This window comes from Variovorax sp. 05N34 (assembly GCF_056397405.1).
The window spans coordinates 218,416-239,252 of record NZ_JBFTNI010000003.1 but is presented as its reverse complement, the minus strand read 5'-3'; the positions used below and the strand labels follow the sequence as shown (position 1 = coordinate 239,252).

Genomic DNA, 20,837 nt, shown 5'->3' with positions numbered 1-20,837 from the left:
AATGTGCCTGGCTCATACGCGCCCGTACGTGTCGGCCAGCCGAACGATGTCGTCTTCGCCGAGATAGGCGCCACACTGCACTTCGACCAGGATCAGTTCGTCTTCGCCGATGTTCGTCAAACGATGCTTCTCTTTCAGGGGGATATAGCGGTATTCGCCGGGCAATGTCTTGTATTCCTGTTCGCCGACCTGGACCATGGCCGTGCCGCGCACGACCACCCAGTGCTCCGCGCGCTGATGGTGGTACTGAAGCGATAGCGCCTCACCGGGTTTGACGGTGATGCGCTTGACCTTGTAGCCGTCTTCTTCCTTCAGCGAGGCGTAGGTGCCCCACGGGCGATGAACAACGGCCGGCAGGTGGACAGATTCGTGCGACCGGCCCTTCAGTGTATCGACGACGCGCTTGACGTCTTGCGCACTGTCCTTGTGACTGACCAGCAGTGCGTCGGGTGTGTCGACGATGACGAGGTCATGCACGCCGATCGTAGCGACCAGCTTCGGGCCGTGACTGTCGATCTGCACATGGGTGCCTGTGGTATTGATGGCGACCGCGTCTGGCGGCATGGTGTTGCCGCTTGCATCCGGCGTGTGGGCGTTGGCGACCGATGGCCAGGAGCCGACGTCGCTCCAGGCGAATTTTGCCGGCACGACGTGGACGTTGTCCGCGCATTCCATGACGGCGTAGTCAATGCTGATGTCCGGCTGCAATCCGAACGCATGCAGGTCGAACTGGATCGCCTTGCCGGTTGTCTTGGACGAGTCGAGCGCGCGCCGCGCCGCGACCAGCACCTCAGGGGCGCACTTTTCAAAGGCCGCGATGATCGCATCAGCGGTAAAGCAGAACATGCCGCTGTTCCAGTAGTAGCGGCCGGTGGCCAGGTACTCCTGCGCGGTTTGCAGATCGGGTTTCTCGACGAAGCGCTTGGTGCGTTGGCTTTCGCGAGATGCGTGTTCCACCTCGATATATCCAAAGCCGGTATCCGGGCTCGTGGGACTGATGCCGAAGACGACGAGATTGCCTTGCGTCGCGAGCCGGATGGCCTGGCTTGCGCTGGCGACGAAAGCCTCCACGTCAGGCACGAGGTGATCGGCCGAAAGGACCAGCATGACGGTGTCGCCGCTGAACTGCCTGGTGCATTGGAGCGCTGCGAGCGCGATGGCGGGGGCAGTGTTCCGACCCTTGGGCTCGAGCAGCAAGGTGGTGTCCGGCGGATCGGCCATCTGATTCAGGACGTCGCTCGTCAGGAACTGATGGTCCTTGTTGGTGACGATCATCAGGTCGCCGGTTCCGCATGCCTGTCCGCGTTCCACCGCCTGCTGGAGCAAGGTCGAACCTCCCAGCTTGATGAAAGGCTTGGGGAAGGTCTGGCGCGATGCGGGCCAAAGTCGAGAGCCTGCGCCCCCAGAGAGCACGACGGATAGCAAGCGCATTTTTTTCCTGGAATCTGGACGGGCGATAATTTTACGGGCTGCCCCAGCCTCCCTGACCGTACGCTACGAATCGGCAGCGCCCCGTTTAACACAGAAGCGACAGACAAGCCGCAGATCTCGAGCAATGTTCACCAAGCCAACGCTGCCGACCACGCATGGGTCCGAAGCCCGTCGCACGCAAAGAGCGGGTCCGGACAGCGCCCAGTTGAATAGCCGGATTCGTGCCTTGCAGACGCAGGTGAGCGGACTCGAGGGTGAGATCCGCGCATTGCGCGAATCGACGAGCTGGCGGATGTCTGCACCGATACGGTGGCTCCGCCGACAGCTGAACGGCCGGAAGTCACTCCTTGATCCGGCGAGCATTCGGCGATCTGAAAGCTATGCGGAGTGGGCTCGGCTCTACGACTTGATGGCCGAAGGTGAGGCAGATCGATTCTGTGTGGAGATGGCTACCCGCGCCGAGCGGCCGGTGCTGTCGGTCGTCATGGTCGCTTCGTCCGACGGCCTGCCTCGGTTGGCCTCAACAGTGAATTCCATCCTGTTGCAGGCCTATCAGGACCGAGAGATGGTGATTGCCCTTGAGAGAGGCGATGTCCCCCGGGCTGAAGCGATTCTTCCAAGCAAGGCCTTGAAAGAAGGGCGCATCAAGCTGCACCCGTGCCGGCCGGGCTTTTCAAAGGCGGAGGCATTGAACAGCGCCTTGGGCACTACTTCCGGGGACTGGATTGTTCTTCTCGAGCCCGGCGACGTGCTGCCTCGGTACGCGCTATGCCACGTCGCCGCTGAGATCCACAGCCATGCTGACGCAAGGATCGTCTATTCAGATGAGGACACCTTGGATGACCAAGGCGGGCGCATCGAACCGTTGTTCAAGCCCGATTGGAACGTCGAGTTGTTCTACTCGCAGAATTTGGCTTCGCACCTGGCGGTTTTCTCGAAAGGCTTGCTCGGTGAAGTCGATGGCTTTCGTGAAGATGCCGGCGCAGCGGCTGTGTACGACCTCGTCCTCCGTAGCGCCGAGAGGTTGAGGCCGATGCAAATCCGCCATATACCCCGGGTCCTGTGCCACAGGCCGCAAGGCGACGATGGGGTGCTTTCTTCAGCAACTGCAGAGGCCGAGGCGAAGGCGCTCACCGATCATTTCCTTCGCATCGGAACCGCAGCGCGCGTGCTCGATACGGAGAATGGCCGCCGCGTCCACTTTGAGCTTCCGTTGGCCCCTCCACTGGTTTCGCTGATCATCCCCACGCGCAATGGGCTGGATCTGGTCCGCCAATGCATTGAAAGCATCGTCACTGAGACAACCTACCCGAACTACGAAATCCTGCTCGTGGACAACGGCTCGGATGATCCTGCGGCATTGGGGTACTTCGGCGAACTGCAAAAGCAGCCGGGTATCACGGTGATACGCGACGATCGCCCATTCAATTACTCGGCCTTGAACAACCAAGCGGTGCGCCGCGCACGCGGCGAAGTGATCGGGCTGATCAACAATGACATCGAGGTCATTGCTCCCGAATGGCTCAGCGAGATGGTTTCCATTGCGTTGCAGCCCGGCGTCGGTGCCGTGGGCGCCAAGCTGCTCTATCCGGACGAAACGGTGCAGCATGGCGGCGTGCTTCTGGGTGTCGGCGGTGCGACCGGCATCGCGTCTCACGCCCACAAGTTCTTGTCCGCATGGGACCCCGGCTACATGAACCGTTCGATCTCCTTGCAGTCCTTCTCGGCCGTGACGGCCGCCTGCCTCGTCGTTCGCAAATCGGCTTATGAGCAGGTCGGTGGCCTGAACGAGGCGGAGCTGAAGGTGGCCTACAACGACGTCGATTTCTGCCTGAAACTGCTCGAAGCCGGGTACCGCAACGTGTGGACGCCGCACGCGCAGCTGTTCCATCACGAGTCCGCAACACGCGGATCGGACTTCTCGCCCGAACGCAGCGAGCTGTTTGATCAGGAGCAGGCCTATATGAGATCGCGTTGGGGCGCCTTGATTGCCAATGACCCCGCCTACAACCCCAACCTGACCGTCTATGCCGAGGACTTTGGCCTCGCGTGGCCTCCACGGGTACCCTGGGTCGCAGGAGCGGCCAAGCCATGATCCTCACCGTTTCCGTCGCTCTCTGCACCTACAACGGCTCTCACTACATCGCCGAGCAAATCCGCAGCATTTGTACGCAGACTTTGCCGCCCATGGAAATTGTCTTGTCTGACGACGCGTCGACTGACAATTGCATCGAAATAGCGCAGGCCACGCTGGAGGCCTGCCTTCACGAGCGCCCGGGCCTGGCCATCGGCCTGCGCATCCTCCGCAACGCCAAATCGTTGCGCGTCACCAAGAACTTCGAGCAAGCCGTCAGCGCCTGCACTGGCGACCTGATCGCCCTGAGCGATCAGGACGATGTCTGGCTTCCTGACCGGCTCGCAAAGATGGTCGCCGAGTTCGACAAGCGTCCCGATCTGCTTTTGCTGCACAGCGACGCCCGCCTGGTCGACGACGATCGAAACGATCTCGGCCAGTCGCTCTTCCATGCGCTCGAAGTCAAGCGCTTCGAGCTCGAATGGCTGCATACCGGCCGAGCTTTCGATGTCTTCCTGCGCCGCAACCTAGCGACCGGCGCGACAACGGTGTTCCGCCGCTCATTGCTCGCCCAGGCCCTGACATTTCCCAAGGAATGGCTTCACGATGAATGGCTCGCGATTGTCGCTTCCGCCGTAGGCCGCGTCGACGTGATGGAGGACCCGCTGATCGAGTACCGGCAGCACCAGAACAACCAGATCGGTGCGCGCCGGGACACTTTCATGGGCAAGGTCAAAAAGGCGCTGGCATCCCGCGGCGATACCCATGTGAACCGCGCGATGAAAGCCGAATTGCTGCTCGACCGTCTGCTGTCATTGGGCGATCTGGTCGCACCGGATACCATCCGCAAGCTGCGCGACAAGCTGGAGCACCAACGGTTCCGGGCAGCGCTTCCGCGGTCGCGGGTAGCGCGCTGTGTGCCAGTGCTCCGCGAAGCCTTGACCGGCCGCTACAACAAGTTCGGCCGCGGCGCGCGCGGTGTGGTGCGCGACCTGTTTGAATCCGTCTGAAGAACCATCCGGCCCTCGAATGCACGACACGCAAGCCTTCAACAACGCCGCCGAGCCTTCGGTGGTGGTCGTCATTCCGTTCTACAACGGAGCCGATTTCATCGAGCGGTCGGTCAGGAGCGTCTTCAACCAGACGGTGCTCGCCCATGAGGTGATCGTCGTCAATGACGGCTCGCGCCCTGAAGAACGAGAGGCACTCGGCGCCCTGAGTGCCCGCTATCCGTTCCGGATCGTCGACAAGGAAAACGGCGGGCAAGGCTCCGCGCGCAATGCGGGCGTCGCTGCTTCGACGGCCGATTTCATCTGCTTCCTGGACCAGGACGATTTTTATCTTCCGAACCACATCGAGGTGCTGGCCCGGGCGATTCCGCACGACGACGCTCGTTTCGGCTTCGTCTATGCCGACCTTTATGAAGCGGACGTGGACGGCAACGTCGTCAGCACCGAACTGGTCAAGGAGCACTCCAAGACCAACCCGAAGACGAGCATCTTCGATCTGCTGCGCAACGACATGTTCGTGCTGCCCTCCGCCACGCTGGTGAGCCGTGCGGCCTTCGATGCCGTAGGCGGATTCGACTCCCAGTTCATGGGGTTCGAGGACGACGACCTCTTCATGCGCATCTTCCGCAAGGGCTACAGCAATTACTTTCTGGATCGCGCGGTGACGGTCTGGTGCATTCACACCGAGAGCACGTCTTTCGGTATCCGGATGATTCGCAGCCGCTACCGCTTCTTCAAGAAGCTTGCGGCGACCTTTCCGGACGAGCCGAAGCGCGGGCGCTTCTACCTTCGCGACTACCTGATGCCGCGATTCGGCAAGCTTTTCGTCGATCATGCGATCCAGGCGATCAAGCTCGACAACGAGTACAGGGGCGAGATGTTCGCGCACCTGGACGACTACGTCCTGATGGTGACCACCAATCCGTATGTCGGCTGGCGCGCCAAGACCAAGCTGCGGATCACGCGATTCCTCCTGGCGCACAGTTCGCCCGGTTTCGTACGGGCGGTGGGCGCCGCGACCAAGTTTCCCTTGATTCGCGGCTTTCGGCGGCTCTACCGCGCCGAGAGCTGACCGCTTCGCAGTGCTTGGCGAAATCGCCAGAACGCGGGCGAACTCCACACCTTGAGCAGGCTGGTGATGTGCCAATAGAGGTGCTTTGCATCCGTGCGGCTCGCGCGTCGGGCGTCGTGCCGAGCCAGCAGATCTTCGGCGACCTGCAGCATCCAGCCCGCAAGTTGCGTGCGGGCGCAGATGTCGAAGTCTTCGCCGTACATGAAGAAGCGCTCGTCGAAGCCGCCGATGGTGCGGAAAGCCTCGCTCCGAAACAGCATGAAAAGCCCGGGAATCCAGTGCGGCACGGCAGGGCGGACATAGCCCGGCCGCTTGCGTGCGACGATTTCGTGCGGCGTGATGATGGCCCGATGCTGTTCAGGCGCCGGCTTGCCGGGCTCGAGGATGCGTGGTGTCAGCAGTCCACTGCGGGGGCTCGCCTGGGCGAGCAGCGGGGCCAGCACGTCGGCGTCGAAGCGAATGTCCGGATTCAGCACCAGAAACCAAGGCGTCGCGCAGTGCGCAAAGGCGCTGTTGTGATTCGCGCCGAAGCCCCTCGGTGCCGCGTTCTCGATGCGCTCGATCTCGAAGCCCCACGTCGCGCCCGCCAGCAGGTCGGCTTCGGGGATGTTGATCGTCAGCACGACCTTGGCGACCATGCCGCTGCTGAAGCGGTCGAGCTCCTCCATCAACGGGCGAACGAGCGCCAGTTGGCCGTGGCTCACGATCGAGACGGTGACGGGTTTGGGCTGTCCGGATGAGGGCGTGGGCATGGTCTAATTTCGCCCGGGGATTCTAGGGTTCCCGCTCCACACCCATGATTGCACTGATCGTCATCAGCTTCCTCATCTCCGCCATCGGCGTTCAGATCTTCATGCGCCGCGCGCGCCGCCATGCGAGGCGCTACGCGGCCGACATGCCGCAGCGTTTTCACAGGGGCCATGTGCCGCGACTGGGCGGTGCGGGCATCCTCCTCGGGATGGGCATTGCGTGGTTGGTCGCCGGCATCAGTTCCGATCCATTCAATGTGTCCTGGCCGCTCAAAACGTCAGGCTTGACGCTGCTTTGCCTCGCTCCGGCTGCCCTCGGCGGCATCGTGGAGGATGTGACGCAGAGAGTCTCGGTGCGCTATCGGCTCGGTCTCACCATCGGCTCGGCGCTTCTGGTGTGCTGGGTGCTGCACCTGGGGGTGGCCCGCACCGGTTTCCCAATGATCGATGGCTGGCTGCAGGCCGCACCGTTCGCGGCGATGGTGTTCGCGGCGCTTGCCATCGGCGGTCTTCCGCACGCTTTCAACATCATCGACGGGTACAACGGCTTGGCGGGTACGGTCGCGGTGCTGGTCTGCCTGGCGATTTCGCACGTGGCCCTGCAGGTCGGTGATCGGCAACTCGCGGCGATGGTGATGTGCCTGGTCGGCGCCACGCTGGGCTTTCTCATCTGGAACTACCCGCGCGGCAAGATCTTTGCCGGCGACGGCGGCGCCTATGTCTGGGGCATGGTGATTGCCGTGGCCGCGGTGACGCTGGTTCAGCGCCACCGGGTCGTGTCGCCGTGGTTCCCGATGCTGCTGCTGATCTACCCGGTTTGGGAGACGGTGTTTTCCATCTACCGCAAGGTGGCTCGCGGCCAGTCGCCGGGCATGGCGGATGCGCTTCACTTTCACCAGCTGATCTTCCGGCGCATCGTGCGCGTAGCCTTTGCCGACGACGAAGCGCGGCAACTGCTGGCGCGCAACAACAGGACGTCGCCGTATCTCTGGATCTTCGCGGCGCTGACGGTGGTGCCTGCCGTGCTGTTCTGGAACAACACGCCGGTGCTGATCGCGTTCTGTGCGTTGTTCGTCGCGACTTACGTGGCCGCCTATCTCATGATCGTGAGATTCAAGGTGCCTCGCTGGCTGCGGCCGTGAGCCACAATTGTCCCAACCCGTCTTTTTGATCGTCCAAACATGCCCGATCCAATCGTCAATATTCCGCCCCGCGACAAGGCAGAGATCCTGGCCCAGGCGCTGCCCTACATCCGCAAGTTCCACGGCAAGACCATCGTCATCAAGTACGGCGGCAACGCCATGACGGACCCCGAGCTTCAGGCCGACTTTGCAGAGGATGTGGTGCTGCTCAAGCTGGTCGGCATGAACCCGGTGGTAGTGCATGGCGGTGGTCCGCAGATCGAGGCGGCGCTCAACCGGCTCGGCAAGAAGGGGCACTTCATCCAGGGCATGCGGGTGACGGACTCCGAAACCATGGAAGTTGTCGAGTGGGTGCTGGCCGGCGAAGTGCAGCAGGACATCGTCGGGCTCATCAACCAGGCCGGCGGCAAGGCGGTGGGGCTGACGGGGCGTGACGGCGGGCTCATTCGCGCGCAGAAGCTCAAGATGGCCGACCGGAACGATCCCAGCCTCGAGCATGACGTGGGGCAGGTCGGCGACATCGTCTCGATCGACCCGAGCGTGGTCAAGGCGTTGCAGGACGATGCCTTCATCCCGGTCGTGAGCCCCATCGGGTTCGGAGAGCAAAACGAAAGCTACAACATCAATGCCGACGTTGTCGCCGGCAAGCTGGCGACCGTGCTCAAGGCCGAAAAGCTGATGATGCTCACCAACACCCCTGGCGTTCTGGACAAGAGCGGCAATTTGCTGACCAACCTGAGCGCGCGCGAGATCGATGAGCTCTTTGCGGATGGCACGATTTCGGGCGGCATGCTGCCGAAGATCGAAGGTGCACTCGATGCCGCCAAGAGCGGCGTGAACGCGGTGCACATCATCGATGGCCGCGTTCCCCATGCAATGCTGCTTGAAATCCTGACTGAGCAGGCTTTCGGGACGATGATCAGGGCGAGGTAGCTGAGCTCGCCCCCAAGCTGCGCGCACTTCGTGTCGCTTCGCCAACCCCCTACCGGGGGCAACACCGGCGGCCTGGCGAAGCCAGTTCCGCGGTGTTTCTGGAAGGGGCGGTGGGTGAGCGAGTGTTTTAGGCTTCGTAGCCGCGGGGGTTGGCTTGTTGCCAGCGCCAGCTGTCGGCGCACATCTGGTCCAGGTTGCGCTGGGCGCGCCAGCCTAGGGTCGACTCCGCCAGCGAAGGATCGCCCCAGTAGGCGGGGACGTCGCCGGGCCGTCTTGGGCCGATCTCGTAGGGGATGCGGCGGCCGCTGGCGCGTTCGAATGCGTTGACGACCTGGAGGACTGAGGCGCCTTGGCCGGTGCCGAGGTTGAGCTTGAGCAATCCTGGTTTTTGCTCGGCGTGGCGCAATGCCGCGACGTGGCCTTCGGCCAGGTCCATGACGTGCACGTAGTCGCGGACGCCGGTGCCGTCGGGGGTGGGGTAGTCGCCGCCGTGGATGGCGAGTTTGTCGCGCAGGCCGACGGCGACCTGGGAGACGAAGGGCATCAGGTTGTTCGGCTTGCCTTGGGGATGTTCGCCGATGAGGCCGCTGTCGTGCGCGCCGACGGGATTGAAATAGCGCAGGAGCGCGACGCTCCAGGTGGGTCGGGCGTACTGCAGGTCCGAAAGCGCTTCTTCGACCATGAGCTTGGAGCGTCCGTAGGGGTTGGCCGGGCGCAGAGGCGCGTCTTCCGGGATCGGGGAACTGTCGGGGTCGCCGTACACCGTGGCGGAGGACGAGAAGATCAGGGTGCGCACGTCCGCAGCCTGCATGGCCGACGCCAGCACGAAGGAGCCGTGGACGTTGTTGTCGTAATAGGTGATCGGATCGGCGACCGAATCGCCGACCGCCTTGAGCCCCGCAAAATGAATCACGCCGCTGATCGCGTGCTCGCGGAAGACGCGGTCGAGTAGTTGCCGTTCGCGCACGTCGCCTTCGATGAAGCGCGGCGCAGTGCCGATGATTCGCTTCAGCCGCTCCAGAACCCGGGCATCGCTGTTGCCGAGATTGTCCAGAATCACGGGGGTGTAGCCGGCCGCGGCGAGCGCTACGCAGGTATGGCTTCCGATGAAGCCGGCACCGCCGGTGACAAGAATGGATGGGCTCATGGCTTTGCTTCGGACGGTGAAATTACCTGTAGATTCTGCGCGACAAGAGGGACTTGCCCTGTAGGCACGCACTCACTGCCCTGTGCGAGAATCATTTTTTTACATTTTGCACGCGCCCATGCAGAACGATGAGTCAAGCGCCCTTGGCGCCCCCAGCAGTTCAGAACCGGTGCCCGTAGCGCCGCGCAAGCGGCCAAAGCCGGGTGAACGGCGTGTGCAGATTCTTCAGGCGCTCGCCGCCATGCTCGAACAGCCCGGCGCCGAACGTGTGACCACGGCTGGACTGGCTGCGAGGCTTGAAGTCAGCGAGGCCGCGCTTTACCGCCACTTCGCGAGCAAGGCGCAAATGTTCGAGGGTCTGATCGACTTCATCGAGCAGAGCGTTTTCACGCTCATCAATCAGATCGTCGAACGCGATGCGGCAGGCCGCGAACAGGCGACGCGCATCATCGCGATGCTCGTTCAGTTTGCCGAGAAGAATCCGGGAATGACTCGCGTGATGGTCGGCGACGCGCTCGTCTTCGAGAACGAGCGCCTGCAAAGTCGCATGAACCAGTTCTTCGACAAGATCGAGGCGACGCTGCGTCAATCGCTGCGTGACGCGGCCTCCGAAGACGGCGCCGCCACTCCCACGGTCGATGCACAAGTGCGGGCTTCGGCGCTCACCGCGTTCGTGGTGGGGCGGCTCCAGCGCTTTGCGCGCTCGGGCTTCAGGCGGCCACCGTCAGAGCACCTGGACGCCGCTGTCGCCCTGATGCTCTGAAGGCGGCCTCTGGTGAGCGCGTCAGATCATCGACTTCGCTTGATTGAGGACGAAATCGCAAGCCCGCTTCGTCAGTTCGGCCTTGAGCCCGCCGCCGGTCAAATCGACTTTCTTGCCGTCGCTGCTGGTCAAGATCCCTTGTGAGCCGTTCACGAATCCCTCGTCGGACGCAGGCTTGCCGCCCGGGATCTTGCTCATCAGTTGATCCTTCAGCGACGAGGCGCCGTCCCCGCTCAGATAGTTGTTCTTCAGGCAGTACTGCAGCACACCGGCGGCGTTGCCCACGCTTCCCGAAGTCAGCGACGAAGCGCCTGACGAGCCTCCGGCGAGGCCTTTGAGCATGTCCAGACCTTGTGCGTGCGCGCCGCCGAGGGCGCCGAGCAGGACCAGCGCGAAACCGTGCCGTGCGAATTGATGCATCTACCACTCCTTGAGAACTTGAAAAAACCCGACGACCATAGCGCAAGCCCGCAGCGTGGCGCCGGCGACATTGAAACAGTTCGTCGTCAGAATGCGACGTGAAACGAGCCCGCTTTCAACCATGAAGACTCCGGCCATTACATCGCTGCCGACCGCAAGACGCCTGATGTATTGGCTTGCCTTGGTGGCAGTGCTGACATTGCTGATTTGGGCCGTGGTGCGCTACGTGAGTCCGACGCCGCCTCGGACCCTCGTGATGAGCACCGGCGTTATCGACGGCGCCTATCACCGATTCGGCCTGCGCTACCAGGAGATATTGAAGGCCAACGGCATCACGCTCCAACTGCGCACTTCGAGCGGCGGCGTCGAGAACCTTCAACGCCTGAACGAGGGCTCGGTGTCGGTCGCGTTCGCCCAGGGTGGGACGGGCGTTCTCGCCGTCGACCCAGACACTTCACCCGACGCGACGCCGCTGCGTTCACTGGCCACGGTGGCTTTCGAGCCGGTGTGGATCTTCACGCACAGCCTCGATGTGTCGAAGGGGCTGGGGGCGCTCGCTGGCAAGCGCATTGCAGTGGGTGTTCCGGGCAGCGGCAACTACAAGGTCGCCAGCCAGCTGTTGTCGGTCTACGGGGTGGCTGTTGCCGATGGGCAGCAGAGCGCCGCCGATGGCACCACGTTTGTCAGTGCCGGAGGCATGACGGCAGCGGACCTGCTCACCAGCCGGCAGGTGGATGCCGCCATCATCATCGCCGCGCCCGAGGCCCCGGCTGTGCAGGCGCTTCTCGCGAACAGCGCGGTGCGGCTGGCTTCGCTCGATCATGTCGAAGGCTTGGCGCGGCGTTTTCCGTACTTCCAGCCGGTGAGCCTGAAGCGCGGATCGGTGGACCCCAAGCGCGACATGCCGTCGCGCGACATCAATCTGCTCGCCACGACCGCGAACCTCGTCGCGCGCGATGAACTGCATCCGGCGCTGGTCTATCTCCTGCTCGAAGCGGCCCGGCAGGTGCACAGGCAGCCGAGCCTCATCAATCGGCCGGAGGATTTTCCGAGTTTGCGTGCCGCGGACTTTCCGCTGTCGACCGATGCGGAGCGCTACTTCAAGAATGGCCGCCCGTTCCTGCAGAACTACCTGCCGTTCTGGGCTGCCAATTACGTGCAGCGGCTGCTTCTGTTGCTCGTGCCGCTGGCCGCTATCCTGATTCCGCTGGCGCGGGTGTTGCCCGAGCTGATCGCCTGGCGGCGCCAGAGCCGGCTGTATCGGCGCTACGGAGAACTGAAATTCCTGGAACAGGATCTGGCGTCGCGCAAGCTCGACGCGGGCGAGCGCGCCGAAGCCCTGGCCCGGCTCGATCACATCGAGGAAGAAATCATCGAAACCAAGTTCCCGCTGGATTTCACCGACCGCGTCTACACGTTGCGCCAGCACGTGGACTACGTGCGCGCGCAATTGCAGCGCCAGATCGAAAGCGGCGAGTCCGGGCACAAGCCAGCGCGTTGATTGGCGGGCTGCGCATCAGCCATCAAACGAAAAAAAGCCGGACCCGACATGCGGGTCCGGCTCTTTCGACCTGATCGCGGTGGATTACAGGGCGGCTTGGCGCGTGAACGAAACCCTGGGCTTGCTGTAAGCGGCAGGCACTTGGTCGCGATAGAACGCACGGCGGTCAAGGCTTTGCAGCGGGTTGTGGGCTGCCGCAACGGCTGCCTCGCGAACGGTGCTGCGGTCGGTCGTCGAAGCAATGCTCTGCACGCCGGCTTGGGCGCTGTCGCTGTACGGGTTGCCGCTGCGTGCGGCCGTCACTGCGCCCGGAGCCACTTCGGCGCGGGTGTTTCCGTTGGTCAGGGCATGGACGCCGTCATAGGTTTCGGCTTGTGCGCCCACGGCTGCGAGCAAGGTCAGGGCAGCGGCGGCGACGATTTTCGAGGTCTTCATTTCACAGTTCCTTCAATTCGATGGATGATTTCGAACCGGTCGCGGGGTGTGTCGGTATCCGTTGCCGGAAGCGACAGCGCTCTGTGCCTGTTCACTCAGATCAGCTTGTTTGCCGGTCCGTGAGACGAAGTTTGCGCCAGAAGACTAAGTAAAAACCCTCGAAAAAGGAAGCGCGGTGTCGCTCGTTTGGAAACAATCGAGGGGCGCTTCCTGGCCCGTCAGTCGATCTCGACACCGACCTGTTTGCCGGCTTGGACGATTTCGCGCCAGGTCGCATCGTCGAGCCAGATACCGTCTTGTTCGCGCGCAGCGCGTGCCTTGCGCTCAGGTTCGCCCGCAATCTGCACGGTATCGAAGCCGGCGCCCGGCGGGCTCTGACGCAGCCAATCGATGAAGGCGCGCGCTTCCTGCTCGAAGGTGGCTTGCGTGCCCAGCTTCGCAGGGTCGATCAACACTGCGAGCATGCCGTTGAGAACGGTCTTGGCGGTGTCGGCCGGGCGGTGCCAAGTGCCGCCGCCCGTCAGTGCGCCGCCGAGCAGTTCGCAAGCCACGGCCATGCCATAACCCTTGTGTTCGCCGAAAGTCATGAGCGCCCCGAAGAGGCCATTGCTTTGGGGCACAACCACGACGCCGGGATCATTGGTGGGTGCCCCATGCTCGTCGATCAGGTGTCCGGGAGCCACACGCTCGCCCTTGTTGTAGGCGACCCGCATTTTTCCTTGGGCCACGCGGCTGGTGGCGAAGTCGAGGATGAACGGCTGCGCGCCCGCGAGCGGCACGCCGATGCAGCACGGGTTGGTGCCGAAGCGCCCATCCCCGCCGCCCCACGGCGCCACCACAGGGCGCGAAAGCACGTTCACGAAGTGCATGGCCACCAGCCCCTGCGCCGTCGCCATTTCGGCGAAATGCCCGATGCGCCCCAGGTGATGCGCATGCGCGAGCGAGACGATGCAACTGCCGTGCTGTTTCGCGCGCGCGATGCCGAGCTCCATGGCTTGCACGCCGACGATCTGCCCGTAGCCGTGTTGGCCGTCGAGCGAGAGCATCGCGCCTGCGTCGAGATTGATCTTGACGGATGCATTCGGCTTGAGCCCGCCTTCGGCCACCGCGCCGACATAGCGCGGCACCATCCCGACGCCATGCGAATCGTGTCCGCTCAGGTTGGCGAGCACGAGATTGCCTGCCACCTGTTCGGCCTCGGCCGGACTGCTGCCCGCAGCCTGGATGATGGCTGCGACTTGCTTTCGAAGTGTGGATGCTTGAAGTGTTCTGGACATTTTTTCCTCAGTCACATGACCGCGCCGACTTGCCACGGCACGAATTCGTTCTGGCCGTAGCCGTGCTTTTCGCTCTTTGAATGTTCGCCCGAGGCGGTCGCCAACACGAGCTCGAAGATGCGCTGGCCCATTTCCTGGATCGACACCGTGCCTTCGACAATCTCTCCGCAGTTGATGTCCATGTCTTCCTCCTGCCGCTGCCACAGCGCGGAGTTGGTCGCCAGCTTGAGCGAAGGCGAGGGCGCGCAGCCATAGGCGGAGCCGCGCCCGGTGGTGAAGCAGATCATGTTTGCGCCGCCGGCCACTTGCCCTGTCGCGCTGACCGGGTCGTAACCCGGTGTGTCCATGTAGACGAAGCCATGCGCACGCACGGGCTCCGCGTATTCATAGACCGCTTCGAGGTTGCTGGTGCCGCCTTTTGCCACTGCGCCGAGCGACTTTTCGAGGATGGTCGTGAGTCCGCCGGCCTTGTTGCCCGGAGAGGGGTTGTTGTTCATCTCGCCTTCGTTGATGGCGGTGTAGTGCTCCCACCACCGGATGCGCTCGACGAGCTTTTCACCGACTTCGCGGCGCACCGCGCGGCGTGTCAGCAGATGCTCTGCGCCATACACCTCGGGCGTTTCCGAAAGGATCGCCGTGCCGCCATGGGCGACCAGCAGGTCCACCGCCGCGCCGAGCGCCGGATTGGCGCTGATGCCCGAATAGCCATCCGAGCCGCCGCACTGGAGCCCGATCGTGATGTGCGCGGCGCTGCAGGGTTCGCGCTTCACGGCATTCGCGCGCGGCAGCATCTCGTTGATGAGTGCCACGCCTTTCTCGACCGTCTTGCGCGTGCCGCCCGTGTCCTGGATGTTGAAGACGCGGAAGTTCTCGCCTTCGCTGAGATTGCCGGTGGCGAGCCATGCGTTGATCTGGTTCGCCTCGCAGCCGAGGCCGACCACCAGAACCGCGGCGAAGTTGGCATGCGTTGCGTAGCCGGTCAGCGTGCGCTCCAGGATTTGCATGCCCATGCCGCCGGTGTCCATGCCACAGCCCGTGCCGTGCGTGAGCGCGACCACGCCGTCGATGTTCGGATAGTCCGCGAGCGCCGCCGGGTTCGTCTTGCGCGAGAAGTGATCGGCGATCGCCCGGGCAGCCGTTGCCGAGCAGTTCACGCTGGTCAGCACGCCGATGTAGTTGCGGGTTGCCACGCGGCCATCCGCGCGGCGAATGCCCATGAAGGTGGCTTCGCGCGGAGCGGGCGAGGGCTTCACATCGGCGCCGAAGGCATAGTCGCGCTCGAAATGCCCCTTGTCCGGACCCATGTCGAGGTTGTGCGTGTGTACGTGTTCACCGGGCGCGATCGGCTTGCTCGCGAAGCCGATGATCTGGTTGTAGCGGCGCACGGGTTCGCCCTGCGCGATGGCACGCACGGCAACCTTGTGTCCGGGCGGAATCAGCCCGCGGGCGGTGACGCCTTCGACCGGCGTGCCGCCGACCAGTTGGCCGCGTGCGATCACCACGTCGTCAGCGGGATGGAGTCGGATAAATGGGTTCATCGTCGGGTCCTAGGAAGCCTGTGCGCGGCGCCAGCTCGCGCTGAATCTCTGGTGCGATTTGTCCATGTGCGCATGCATCGCCTTGCGCGCGCCTTCCGCGTCGCGCTCGGCAATGGCGTCGCGGATGGCTTCATGCTCGGCGATGGCGCAGCGCCATGATTTCACGGTCTCAAAATACCCGCCGAGCCGCGTGAAGATCGGGCCATTGCGCGAATCCCAGAAGGTTTGCACGGTTTCTGACAAGACCGCATTGCCGCAGGCGTCCACGATGGCGAGATGAAAAGCCCGGTCGCCTTCGAGCGGCATCACGTTGCGGTCGGCATGCTCGCGCATCTGTTCGATCGCGCGTGTCATCGCGGCCACGTCTTTGCGTTTGCCCAGTGTGGCGGCGAGGGCGGCCGTTTCGCCTTCAACCACGCGCCGAGCGCGGATCAGTTCGAGCGGCCCCCATTCGGTCGCTTCGACCGGTGCAGCCGCCCGCTTCGAGCGATCGAGCACGTACACGCCGGAGCCTGTCCTGACCTCGACCCAGCCTTCGACTTCCAGCGCGATCAGCGCCTCGCGCACCGACGGCCGGCTCACGCCAAGGGAGCGAGACAAGTCGCGCTCGGCGGGCAGTCGATCGCCGGTGGCAAATTCGCCTGTCGCGATCAGGTCGCGGAGTTGGTCGGCGATCTGGCGATAGAGGCGGCGCGGTTCGAGAGTCTGTAGCGGCACGAATCAGGCGGCGCGCTGGCGCCGGGCTTAAGGGTTGTCCTGAATTGGACAAGTGGTCAGGCCAATTCAGAATACGATTGGCACCGCGCAGCGGCCATCGGGCGAAACCCTCGACGCGACGATTGCAAGCGGCAAAAAGCCATCCGATCAGATTCAAAACGAGGGGCATCGCATGAGACTCCAGGGCAAGACCGTGCTCGTGACGGCAGCCGGACAAGGCATCGGCTACGCCAGCGCACTCGCTCTCGCGGCCGAGGGCGCGCAAGTCTGGGCAACGGACATCAACGAGAAACTGCTCGAACGCTACGCAGGCGTCGCCAACATCCAGGCGTCGAAGCTCGATGTGCTCGACAAGACCGCCATCGCCGCGTTCGTGAAGGTGCTGCCTGCGCTGGACGTGCTCTTCAACTGCGCCGGCGTCGTGCACAACGGCACCGCGTTGCAGGCAACGGACGACGATCTCGACTTTGCCTTTCATCTCAACGTGCGTGCGCAGTTTCGGCTGATCCAGGCCGTGCTGCCGGGCATGCTTGCCAAGGGCCGCGGCAGCATCATCAACATGGCGAGCGTTTGCTCCAGCATCAAGGGGCTGCCCAACCGCTGCGTGTATGGCACGACCAAGGCGGCCGTTCTCGGCCTGACCAAGAGCGTGGCGGCCGATTACGTGGCGCAGGGAATACGCTGCAACGCGGTGTGCCCCGGCACGGTCGACACGCCGTCCCTGGGCGACCGTATCAACGCCAATCCCGATCCGGTGGAAGCGCGCAAGGCTTTCATAGAGCGTCAGCCCATGGGTCGGTTGGCGCAGCCCGAAGAGATCGCGCCGCTGATCGTGTTCCTTGCCAGCGACGAATCGCAGTTCGTCACCGGGCAGGCCTACGCGGCCGATGGCGGCATCACGATATGAATCAACTCGACTTCGCCGGCCGGCATGCAGTCGTGACCGGCGGGGCCACCGGACTCGGCTACGGCATAGCGCAGCGTTTGCTGGCTTCCGGCGGCAGCGTGACCATCTGGGATCGCGACGGCGAGGCCGCCACCAAGGCTGCATGGGCGCTTGGAGCCAAAGCCTTCGCACTCACAGTCGACGTGACGCAACAGCCTTCGGTGGCAAAGGCAGTCGCGGCAACGCTTGCGCAGGCGCGCCGCATCGACGCGCTCATCAACAGCGCCGGCATCACCGGACCGAACACCAAGCTCTGGGACTATCCCGTCGATGCGTGGCGGCAAGTGGTGGACGTGAACCTCAACGGTCCTTTCATCTGCTGCCGTGAAGTCGTGGCGCAGATGCGGACACAGGGCTATGGCCGCATCGTCAACATCGCCTCAGTCGCCGGCAAGGAAGGCAACCCCAATGCCAGCGCCTACAGCGCGAGCAAGGCAGGCCTGATTGCACTGACCAAATCGCTCGGCAAGGAACTCGCCGACACCGGTATTCGCGTCAACTGCGTGACGCCGGCAGCGGTGAAGACCGCAATCTTCGACCAGATGACGCCGGAGCACATCGCGTTCATGTTGTCGAAGATCCCGATGGGCCGGTTCGGCAAGGTCGAGGAAATCGCGGCGATGGTCGCGTGGCTTTGCACCGAGGATTGTTCGTTTTCCACGGGCGCGGTGTTCGACCTCTCGGGCGGCCGTTCGACCTATTGATGCATTGCAACTGAAAGGACTGACTGATGAAACTCGTTCGCTATGGCAATCCGGGCAAGGAAAAGCCGGGCCTGATCGATGAAGACGGCAAGCTGCGCGATCTCAGCGGCGTGGTCAAGGACATCGGCCCGGAGCAGTTGAGCGACGCCGCCATCGCCAAGCTGCGCCGGGCGAAGGTCGACAAGCTGCCACTTGTCAGGGGCAAGCCGCGCTTGGGTTGCCCGGTGGCGAACGTCGGCAAGTTCATTGCCATCGGTCTCAACTATGCTGACCATGCGGCCGAATCGGGCCTCCCGATTCCGGCTGAGCCGGTGGTCTTCATGAAGGCCATCAGCTGCATCCAGGGTCCTGACGATGCCGTCATGCTGCCCAAGAACTCCGTCAAGAGCGACTGGGAAGTCGAACTGGGCGTGGTGATCGGCGCACGCGCACGCTATGTGTCGCAAAAGGACGCGCTGAATTTCGTGGCCGGCTACTGCACCATCAACGATGTCAGCGAGCGCGAATACCAGATTGAGCGCGGCGGTACCTGGGACAAAGGCAAGGGCTGCGACACCTTCGGCCCGATCGGTCCGTGGCTGGTGACGCGCGACGATGTACCGAACCCGCAGAAGCTCGGGATGTGGCTCGACCTCAACGGCAAGCGCATGCAGACCGGAAACACCAAGACCATGATCTTCAGCGTCGCCAAGATCGTGAGCTATCTCAGCCAGTTCATGACCCTGATGCCGGGCGACGTGATCACGACCGGCACGCCGCCGGGCGTCGGCCTCGGCATGAAGCCGCCGCTCTTCCTGAAGAAGGGCGACGTCATGACGTTGGGGATCGAGGGTCTCGGAGAGCAACGGCAGGAAGTCGTCCCCTTCAAGCTCTGAACGTCTGAACGCGCGACGTATGGCGACGGCCTACTGATAAATCAGAAAGGTCGCGCTCCTGTCGAGAACAGGTCGCTGGTTCTATCGACGAGACTTGAAATTCCGCTCCAACCGCGTCTGTCGCGCTTGCGGGATTCCAAGTCTCTTCGGTCAGGATCAGCGCTCAAATGTTCTATTCCCATCGGCTCGCATTGGCGGGCCTCATCGCATTCAGCTCGGCAATGGCGCTGAGCGGGTGTGGTTCGCTGCTGAGCGAAAGCGCTTCGGCCGGAGCCGGTATTGCCGGCGGCGCAATCGCCGGTGCGCTCACGGACAACGCTGGCGTCGCAGCTGGCATTGGCATCGGCGTACAGGCGATCGCGCGCTCCGGCGTTCAGTACGGACAGCGAAAGATCCACGCAGAGGCGCAGCACCAGATTGCGCAGATCGCCGGGCCGCTCAAGATCGGCCAGGTCAAGCCTTGGAAGACGAAGCTTTCGCTCCCGCTCGAACCCGAAGAAGCCGGCCGCGTCACGGTCAGCCGTGTCATCAGTACCGGCGAGCTCGACTGCAAGGAGATCGTCGTTTCGGTAGAGCAGAGCGGCAGGAACGCGCTGCCGGCCAGTGAGTTCTATGTGGCGTCCATCTGCCGCAACGGCAGCCGCTGGGCCTGGGCATCAGCCGAGCCCGCGACAGAGCGCTGGGGATCGTTGCAGTGACCATCGATGTCCTTGCGCGTGGGGGATTGAAGCTGGCCGCCGTGATGGCGTGTCTTGCGGCTTTGAGTGCCTGCAAATCTGTCGGCGGCATTGCCGGCGCGGTCACAGGCGTGGCGTCCGGCGCTGCGGCTTCGAATCCGGCTGTGGGCGTGGCCGTCGGTATTGGCGTGCAGGCGGGCGTGAATGAATCCATCAACAGGTTCATGCGCCACTTGAGCCAGGAAGAGCAGGCGCAGATTGCGTCCGTGGTCGGCCAGATGGAAATCGGAGAGCGCCGTCCCTGGGAGATTCGGCACTCCGTGCCTTATGGCAATGCGCAAGGCGAGGTCACCGTCGCCCGAGCTTTCAAGACACCTCTGGCTGCTTGCAAGGAGGCGGTGTTTTCGGTCGACGACGCGGACGCAAAGAGCGCCGGAATCCCGCAGCCCCGCTTCGTGACCTTTGCTTGCCAAGGCGCGAATGGCTGGAAATGGGCAACTGCCGAGCCGGCGGTTTCGCGTTGGGGAACGCTGCAATAGGCCAAGCAGCAGGATGGGATGGGGCGGGATGAGAAAAAGACCCGCGACCATTGCGGGTCTTTGCACTTTCGGAGGACAGAAAAGTCCTGCAAAATAGAACGATCGTTCGTTTTATTTTGCAAGCCACGCAATGCCCGTGTCCTCCGCTTCCGCCAAGTCCGCCCGTGCGCCCCAGAAGGGACAGCAGACCAAGGCCGTCATCATCGATGCGGCGTTGAATCTCGCCGCCCAGATCGGCCTCGAAGGGCTTTCGATCGGCGCTCTTGCCGAAGTGACGCAGATGAGTAAGTCGGGCGTTTTCGCCCACTTCGGCTCGCGCGAGGAACTCCAGATTTCTGTCGTCCGTGAATATCACTCGCGCTTTGAACAGGAAGTTTTCTACCCAGCACTGCATGCTCCGCGCGGACTGCCGCGCCTGCGCGCCCTGTTCGCCAACTGGATGAAGCGCACGTCTGCCGAGATCGACTCGGGCTGCATCTACATCAGCGGCGCGGTCGAATTCGACGATCGGCCCGGACCGGTGCGCGACGCTCTCGCTGATTCGGTCAACACGTGGCTTGGCGCGATGTACCGAGCGGTCGTGCAGGCCAAGTCCGAAGGCCACCTGCGCGAGGACGCTGACGAGAAGCAGATCGCATTCGAGATCCACGCACTGATCCTGGCGCTGCACTACGAAGCGCGCTTTCTGCGCTCTCCCGATTCGCTCGCGCGAGCCAACGTCGGTTTCGACAACATCCTGGCACGCTGCGCATCGTCCGACGCTCCGACTGCCGCCGCGAACGCCCGCCCGGCGCGGCGTCGCTTGAAGACGGTTCCCTGAGCCGAAGGCTCGGCATCGTTTTTTCAGTTCCTGTTTCTCTCAATTCCTTCTTTCAATCCTTCTTTCA

General features: G+C 63.3%; 21 protein-coding genes. 13 read left to right on the top strand and 8 right to left on the bottom strand.

Annotation, left to right across the window (positions count from 1 at the left end):
• Window positions 1–12: 12 nt before the first annotated feature.
• Window positions 13–1,431 carry a mannose-1-phosphate guanylyltransferase/mannose-6-phosphate isomerase gene (locus AC1DMA_RS10170; protein WP_478124936.1) on the bottom strand — a complete coding sequence of 473 codons (1,419 nt, stop codon included), beginning with the start codon at window positions 1,429–1,431 and terminating at the stop codon, window positions 13–15.
• Here AC1DMA_RS10170 and AC1DMA_RS10165 point away from each other — a divergent pair.
• The 3 genes from AC1DMA_RS10165 to AC1DMA_RS10155 are packed head-to-tail and all read left to right on the top strand — an operon-like array spanning window position 1,346 to window position 5,587.
• On the top strand, window positions 1,346–3,526 hold the full coding sequence (locus tag AC1DMA_RS10165; RefSeq protein WP_478144298.1) for a glycosyltransferase family 2 protein: 2,181 nt from the start codon (window positions 1,346–1,348) through the stop codon (window positions 3,524–3,526). The two genes, AC1DMA_RS10170 and AC1DMA_RS10165, sit on opposite strands and share 86 nt — an antisense overlap.
• Window positions 3,523–4,515, top strand: a complete 993-nt coding sequence (locus AC1DMA_RS10160) for a glycosyltransferase family 2 protein (RefSeq protein ID WP_478144093.1) — start codon at window positions 3,523–3,525, stop codon at window positions 4,513–4,515. Before AC1DMA_RS10165 ends, AC1DMA_RS10160 begins: the two co-directional genes overlap by 4 nt.
• A 19-nt stretch (window positions 4,516–4,534) precedes the next feature.
• Window positions 4,535–5,587: a glycosyltransferase family 2 protein gene (locus AC1DMA_RS10155; protein WP_478144092.1), complete on the top strand. Its 1,053-nt coding sequence runs from the start codon at window positions 4,535–4,537 to the stop codon at window positions 5,585–5,587.
• Here the strand turns inward: AC1DMA_RS10155 and AC1DMA_RS10150 are convergent.
• Window positions 5,569–6,339 carry a glycosyltransferase family 2 protein gene (locus AC1DMA_RS10150; RefSeq protein WP_478144091.1) on the bottom strand — a complete coding sequence of 257 codons (771 nt, stop codon included), beginning with the start codon at window positions 6,337–6,339 and terminating at the stop codon, window positions 5,569–5,571. The two genes, AC1DMA_RS10155 and AC1DMA_RS10150, sit on opposite strands and share 19 nt — an antisense overlap.
• 44 nt (window positions 6,340–6,383) lie before the next feature.
• Between AC1DMA_RS10150 and AC1DMA_RS10145 the strand changes: the two genes are divergently transcribed.
• Entirely contained in the window at window positions 6,384–7,478 is a 1,095-nt protein-coding gene (locus tag AC1DMA_RS10145; RefSeq protein WP_478124932.1) for an MraY family glycosyltransferase, read from the top strand.
• A 39-nt stretch (window positions 7,479–7,517) separates the two neighbouring features.
• Window positions 7,518–8,411 carry an acetylglutamate kinase gene (gene argB / locus AC1DMA_RS10140; RefSeq protein WP_478124931.1) on the top strand — a complete coding sequence of 298 codons (894 nt, stop codon included), beginning with the start codon at window positions 7,518–7,520 and terminating at the stop codon, window positions 8,409–8,411.
• A gap of 127 nt (window positions 8,412–8,538) precedes the next feature.
• On the opposite strand, the gene galE is transcribed toward argB, so the two are convergent.
• Window positions 8,539–9,558, bottom strand: coding sequence for a UDP-glucose 4-epimerase GalE (gene galE / locus AC1DMA_RS10135; protein ID WP_478124930.1), 1,020 nt, complete (start codon window positions 9,556–9,558; stop codon window positions 8,539–8,541).
• Window positions 9,559–9,676: 118 nt separating this feature from the next.
• On the opposite strand from galE, the gene slmA reads away from it, so the two are divergent.
• A complete protein-coding gene (slmA, locus tag AC1DMA_RS10130) occupies window positions 9,677–10,321 on the top strand; it encodes a nucleoid occlusion factor SlmA (RefSeq protein WP_478124929.1) in 645 nt (214 codons plus the stop codon).
• A 21-nt stretch (window positions 10,322–10,342) separates the two neighbouring features.
• Here slmA and AC1DMA_RS10125 read toward each other — a convergent pair whose 3' ends face one another.
• On the bottom strand, window positions 10,343–10,741 hold the full coding sequence (locus tag AC1DMA_RS10125; RefSeq protein WP_478124928.1) for a YjjA family protein: 399 nt from the start codon (window positions 10,739–10,741) through the stop codon (window positions 10,343–10,345).
• A gap of 121 nt (window positions 10,742–10,862) precedes the next feature.
• Here AC1DMA_RS10125 and AC1DMA_RS10120 point away from each other — a divergent pair, with 121 nt between their 5' ends.
• The gene (locus tag AC1DMA_RS10120; RefSeq protein ID WP_478124927.1) at window positions 10,863–12,242 is read left to right on the top strand and encodes a TAXI family TRAP transporter solute-binding subunit; all 1,380 of its coding nucleotides are present in this window, start codon (window positions 10,863–10,865) and stop codon (window positions 12,240–12,242) included.
• Between the two features lie 84 nt (window positions 12,243–12,326).
• Here AC1DMA_RS10120 and AC1DMA_RS10115 read toward each other — a convergent pair whose 3' ends face one another.
• The 4 genes from AC1DMA_RS10115 to AC1DMA_RS10100 all read right to left on the bottom strand — a co-directional run bounded on the left by AC1DMA_RS10115 (window position 12,327) and on the right by AC1DMA_RS10100 (window position 16,209).
• Complete coding sequence (locus tag AC1DMA_RS10115; RefSeq protein ID WP_478124926.1) at window positions 12,327–12,677, bottom strand: alpha/beta hydrolase; 351 nt, start codon at window positions 12,675–12,677, stop codon at window positions 12,327–12,329.
• A 218-nt stretch (window positions 12,678–12,895) separates the two neighbouring features.
• A complete protein-coding gene (locus tag AC1DMA_RS10110) occupies window positions 12,896–13,954 on the bottom strand; it encodes a malate/lactate/ureidoglycolate dehydrogenase (protein ID WP_478144090.1) in 1,059 nt (352 codons plus the stop codon).
• A gap of 11 nt (window positions 13,955–13,965) precedes the next feature.
• Window positions 13,966–15,492 carry a UxaA family hydrolase gene (locus tag AC1DMA_RS10105; RefSeq protein ID WP_478144089.1) on the bottom strand — a complete coding sequence of 509 codons (1,527 nt, stop codon included), beginning with the start codon at window positions 15,490–15,492 and terminating at the stop codon, window positions 13,966–13,968.
• Window positions 15,493–15,501: 9 nt separating this feature from the next.
• Window positions 15,502–16,209 (bottom strand): FadR/GntR family transcriptional regulator, encoded by a 708-nt coding sequence (locus AC1DMA_RS10100; protein ID WP_478144088.1) that lies wholly within the window; start codon window positions 16,207–16,209, stop codon window positions 15,502–15,504.
• Window positions 16,210–16,381: 172 nt separating this feature from the next.
• On the opposite strand from AC1DMA_RS10100, the gene AC1DMA_RS10095 reads away from it, so the two are divergent.
• From AC1DMA_RS10095 to AC1DMA_RS10070, 6 genes are all read left to right on the top strand, one after another.
• Window positions 16,382–17,116, top strand: coding sequence for an SDR family oxidoreductase (locus tag AC1DMA_RS10095; RefSeq protein WP_478144087.1), 735 nt, complete (start codon window positions 16,382–16,384; stop codon window positions 17,114–17,116).
• Window positions 17,113–17,859: an SDR family NAD(P)-dependent oxidoreductase gene (locus AC1DMA_RS10090; protein ID WP_478124921.1), complete on the top strand. Its 747-nt coding sequence runs from the start codon at window positions 17,113–17,115 to the stop codon at window positions 17,857–17,859. The genes AC1DMA_RS10095 and AC1DMA_RS10090 overlap by 4 nt, the downstream gene beginning before the upstream one ends.
• A 26-nt stretch (window positions 17,860–17,885) precedes the next feature.
• A complete protein-coding gene (locus AC1DMA_RS10085) occupies window positions 17,886–18,734 on the top strand; it encodes a fumarylacetoacetate hydrolase family protein (RefSeq protein WP_478144086.1) in 849 nt (282 codons plus the stop codon).
• 167 nt (window positions 18,735–18,901) lie between these two features.
• On the top strand, window positions 18,902–19,432 hold the full coding sequence (locus AC1DMA_RS10080; RefSeq protein WP_478124919.1) for a hypothetical protein: 531 nt from the start codon (window positions 18,902–18,904) through the stop codon (window positions 19,430–19,432).
• On the top strand, window positions 19,429–19,950 hold the full coding sequence (locus AC1DMA_RS10075) for a hypothetical protein (RefSeq protein WP_478124918.1): 522 nt from the start codon (window positions 19,429–19,431) through the stop codon (window positions 19,948–19,950). The genes AC1DMA_RS10080 and AC1DMA_RS10075 overlap by 4 nt, the downstream gene beginning before the upstream one ends.
• A gap of 130 nt (window positions 19,951–20,080) precedes the next feature.
• Complete coding sequence (locus AC1DMA_RS10070; protein ID WP_478124917.1) at window positions 20,081–20,770, top strand: TetR/AcrR family transcriptional regulator; 690 nt, start codon at window positions 20,081–20,083, stop codon at window positions 20,768–20,770.
• Window positions 20,771–20,837: the final 67 nt, after the last annotated feature.

What these genes read in the sequence shown, in the direction of transcription:
- AC1DMA_RS10085 (WP_478144086.1), top strand. Translation starts at nt 17,886, where the DNA reads ATGAAACTCGTTCGCTATGGCAATCCGGGCAAGGAAAAGCCGGGCCTG.
- AC1DMA_RS10070 (WP_478124917.1), top strand. Translation starts at nt 20,081, where the DNA reads ATGCCCGTGTCCTCCGCTTCCGCCAAGTCCGCCCGTGCGCCCCAGAAG.
- galE (WP_478124930.1), bottom strand. Translation starts at nt 9,558, where the DNA reads ATGAGCCCATCCATTCTTGTCACCGGCGGTGCCGGCTTCATCGGAAGC.
- AC1DMA_RS10170 (WP_478124936.1), bottom strand. Translation starts at nt 1,431, where the DNA reads ATGCGCTTGCTATCCGTCGTGCTCTCTGGGGGCGCAGGCTCTCGACTT.
- AC1DMA_RS10080 (WP_478124919.1), top strand. Translation starts at nt 18,902, where the DNA reads ATGTTCTATTCCCATCGGCTCGCATTGGCGGGCCTCATCGCATTCAGC.
- AC1DMA_RS10160 (WP_478144093.1), top strand. Translation starts at nt 3,523, where the DNA reads ATGATCCTCACCGTTTCCGTCGCTCTCTGCACCTACAACGGCTCTCAC.
- AC1DMA_RS10095 (WP_478144087.1), top strand. Translation starts at nt 16,382, where the DNA reads ATGAGACTCCAGGGCAAGACCGTGCTCGTGACGGCAGCCGGACAAGGC.
- AC1DMA_RS10165 (WP_478144298.1), top strand. Translation starts at nt 1,346, where the DNA reads ATGAAAGGCTTGGGGAAGGTCTGGCGCGATGCGGGCCAAAGTCGAGAG.
- AC1DMA_RS10155 (WP_478144092.1), top strand. Translation starts at nt 4,535, where the DNA reads ATGCACGACACGCAAGCCTTCAACAACGCCGCCGAGCCTTCGGTGGTG.
- argB (WP_478124931.1), top strand. Translation starts at nt 7,518, where the DNA reads ATGCCCGATCCAATCGTCAATATTCCGCCCCGCGACAAGGCAGAGATC.
- AC1DMA_RS10145 (WP_478124932.1), top strand. Translation starts at nt 6,384, where the DNA reads ATGATTGCACTGATCGTCATCAGCTTCCTCATCTCCGCCATCGGCGTT.
- AC1DMA_RS10105 (WP_478144089.1), bottom strand. Translation starts at nt 15,492, where the DNA reads ATGAACCCATTTATCCGACTCCATCCCGCTGACGACGTGGTGATCGCA.
- AC1DMA_RS10115 (WP_478124926.1), bottom strand. Translation starts at nt 12,677, where the DNA reads ATGAAGACCTCGAAAATCGTCGCCGCCGCTGCCCTGACCTTGCTCGCA.
- slmA (WP_478124929.1), top strand. Translation starts at nt 9,677, where the DNA reads ATGCAGAACGATGAGTCAAGCGCCCTTGGCGCCCCCAGCAGTTCAGAA.
- AC1DMA_RS10090 (WP_478124921.1), top strand. Translation starts at nt 17,113, where the DNA reads ATGAATCAACTCGACTTCGCCGGCCGGCATGCAGTCGTGACCGGCGGG.
- AC1DMA_RS10125 (WP_478124928.1), bottom strand. Translation starts at nt 10,741, where the DNA reads ATGCATCAATTCGCACGGCACGGTTTCGCGCTGGTCCTGCTCGGCGCC.
- AC1DMA_RS10150 (WP_478144091.1), bottom strand. Translation starts at nt 6,339, where the DNA reads ATGCCCACGCCCTCATCCGGACAGCCCAAACCCGTCACCGTCTCGATC.
- AC1DMA_RS10110 (WP_478144090.1), bottom strand. Translation starts at nt 13,954, where the DNA reads ATGTCCAGAACACTTCAAGCATCCACACTTCGAAAGCAAGTCGCAGCC.
- AC1DMA_RS10120 (WP_478124927.1), top strand. Translation starts at nt 10,863, where the DNA reads ATGAAGACTCCGGCCATTACATCGCTGCCGACCGCAAGACGCCTGATG.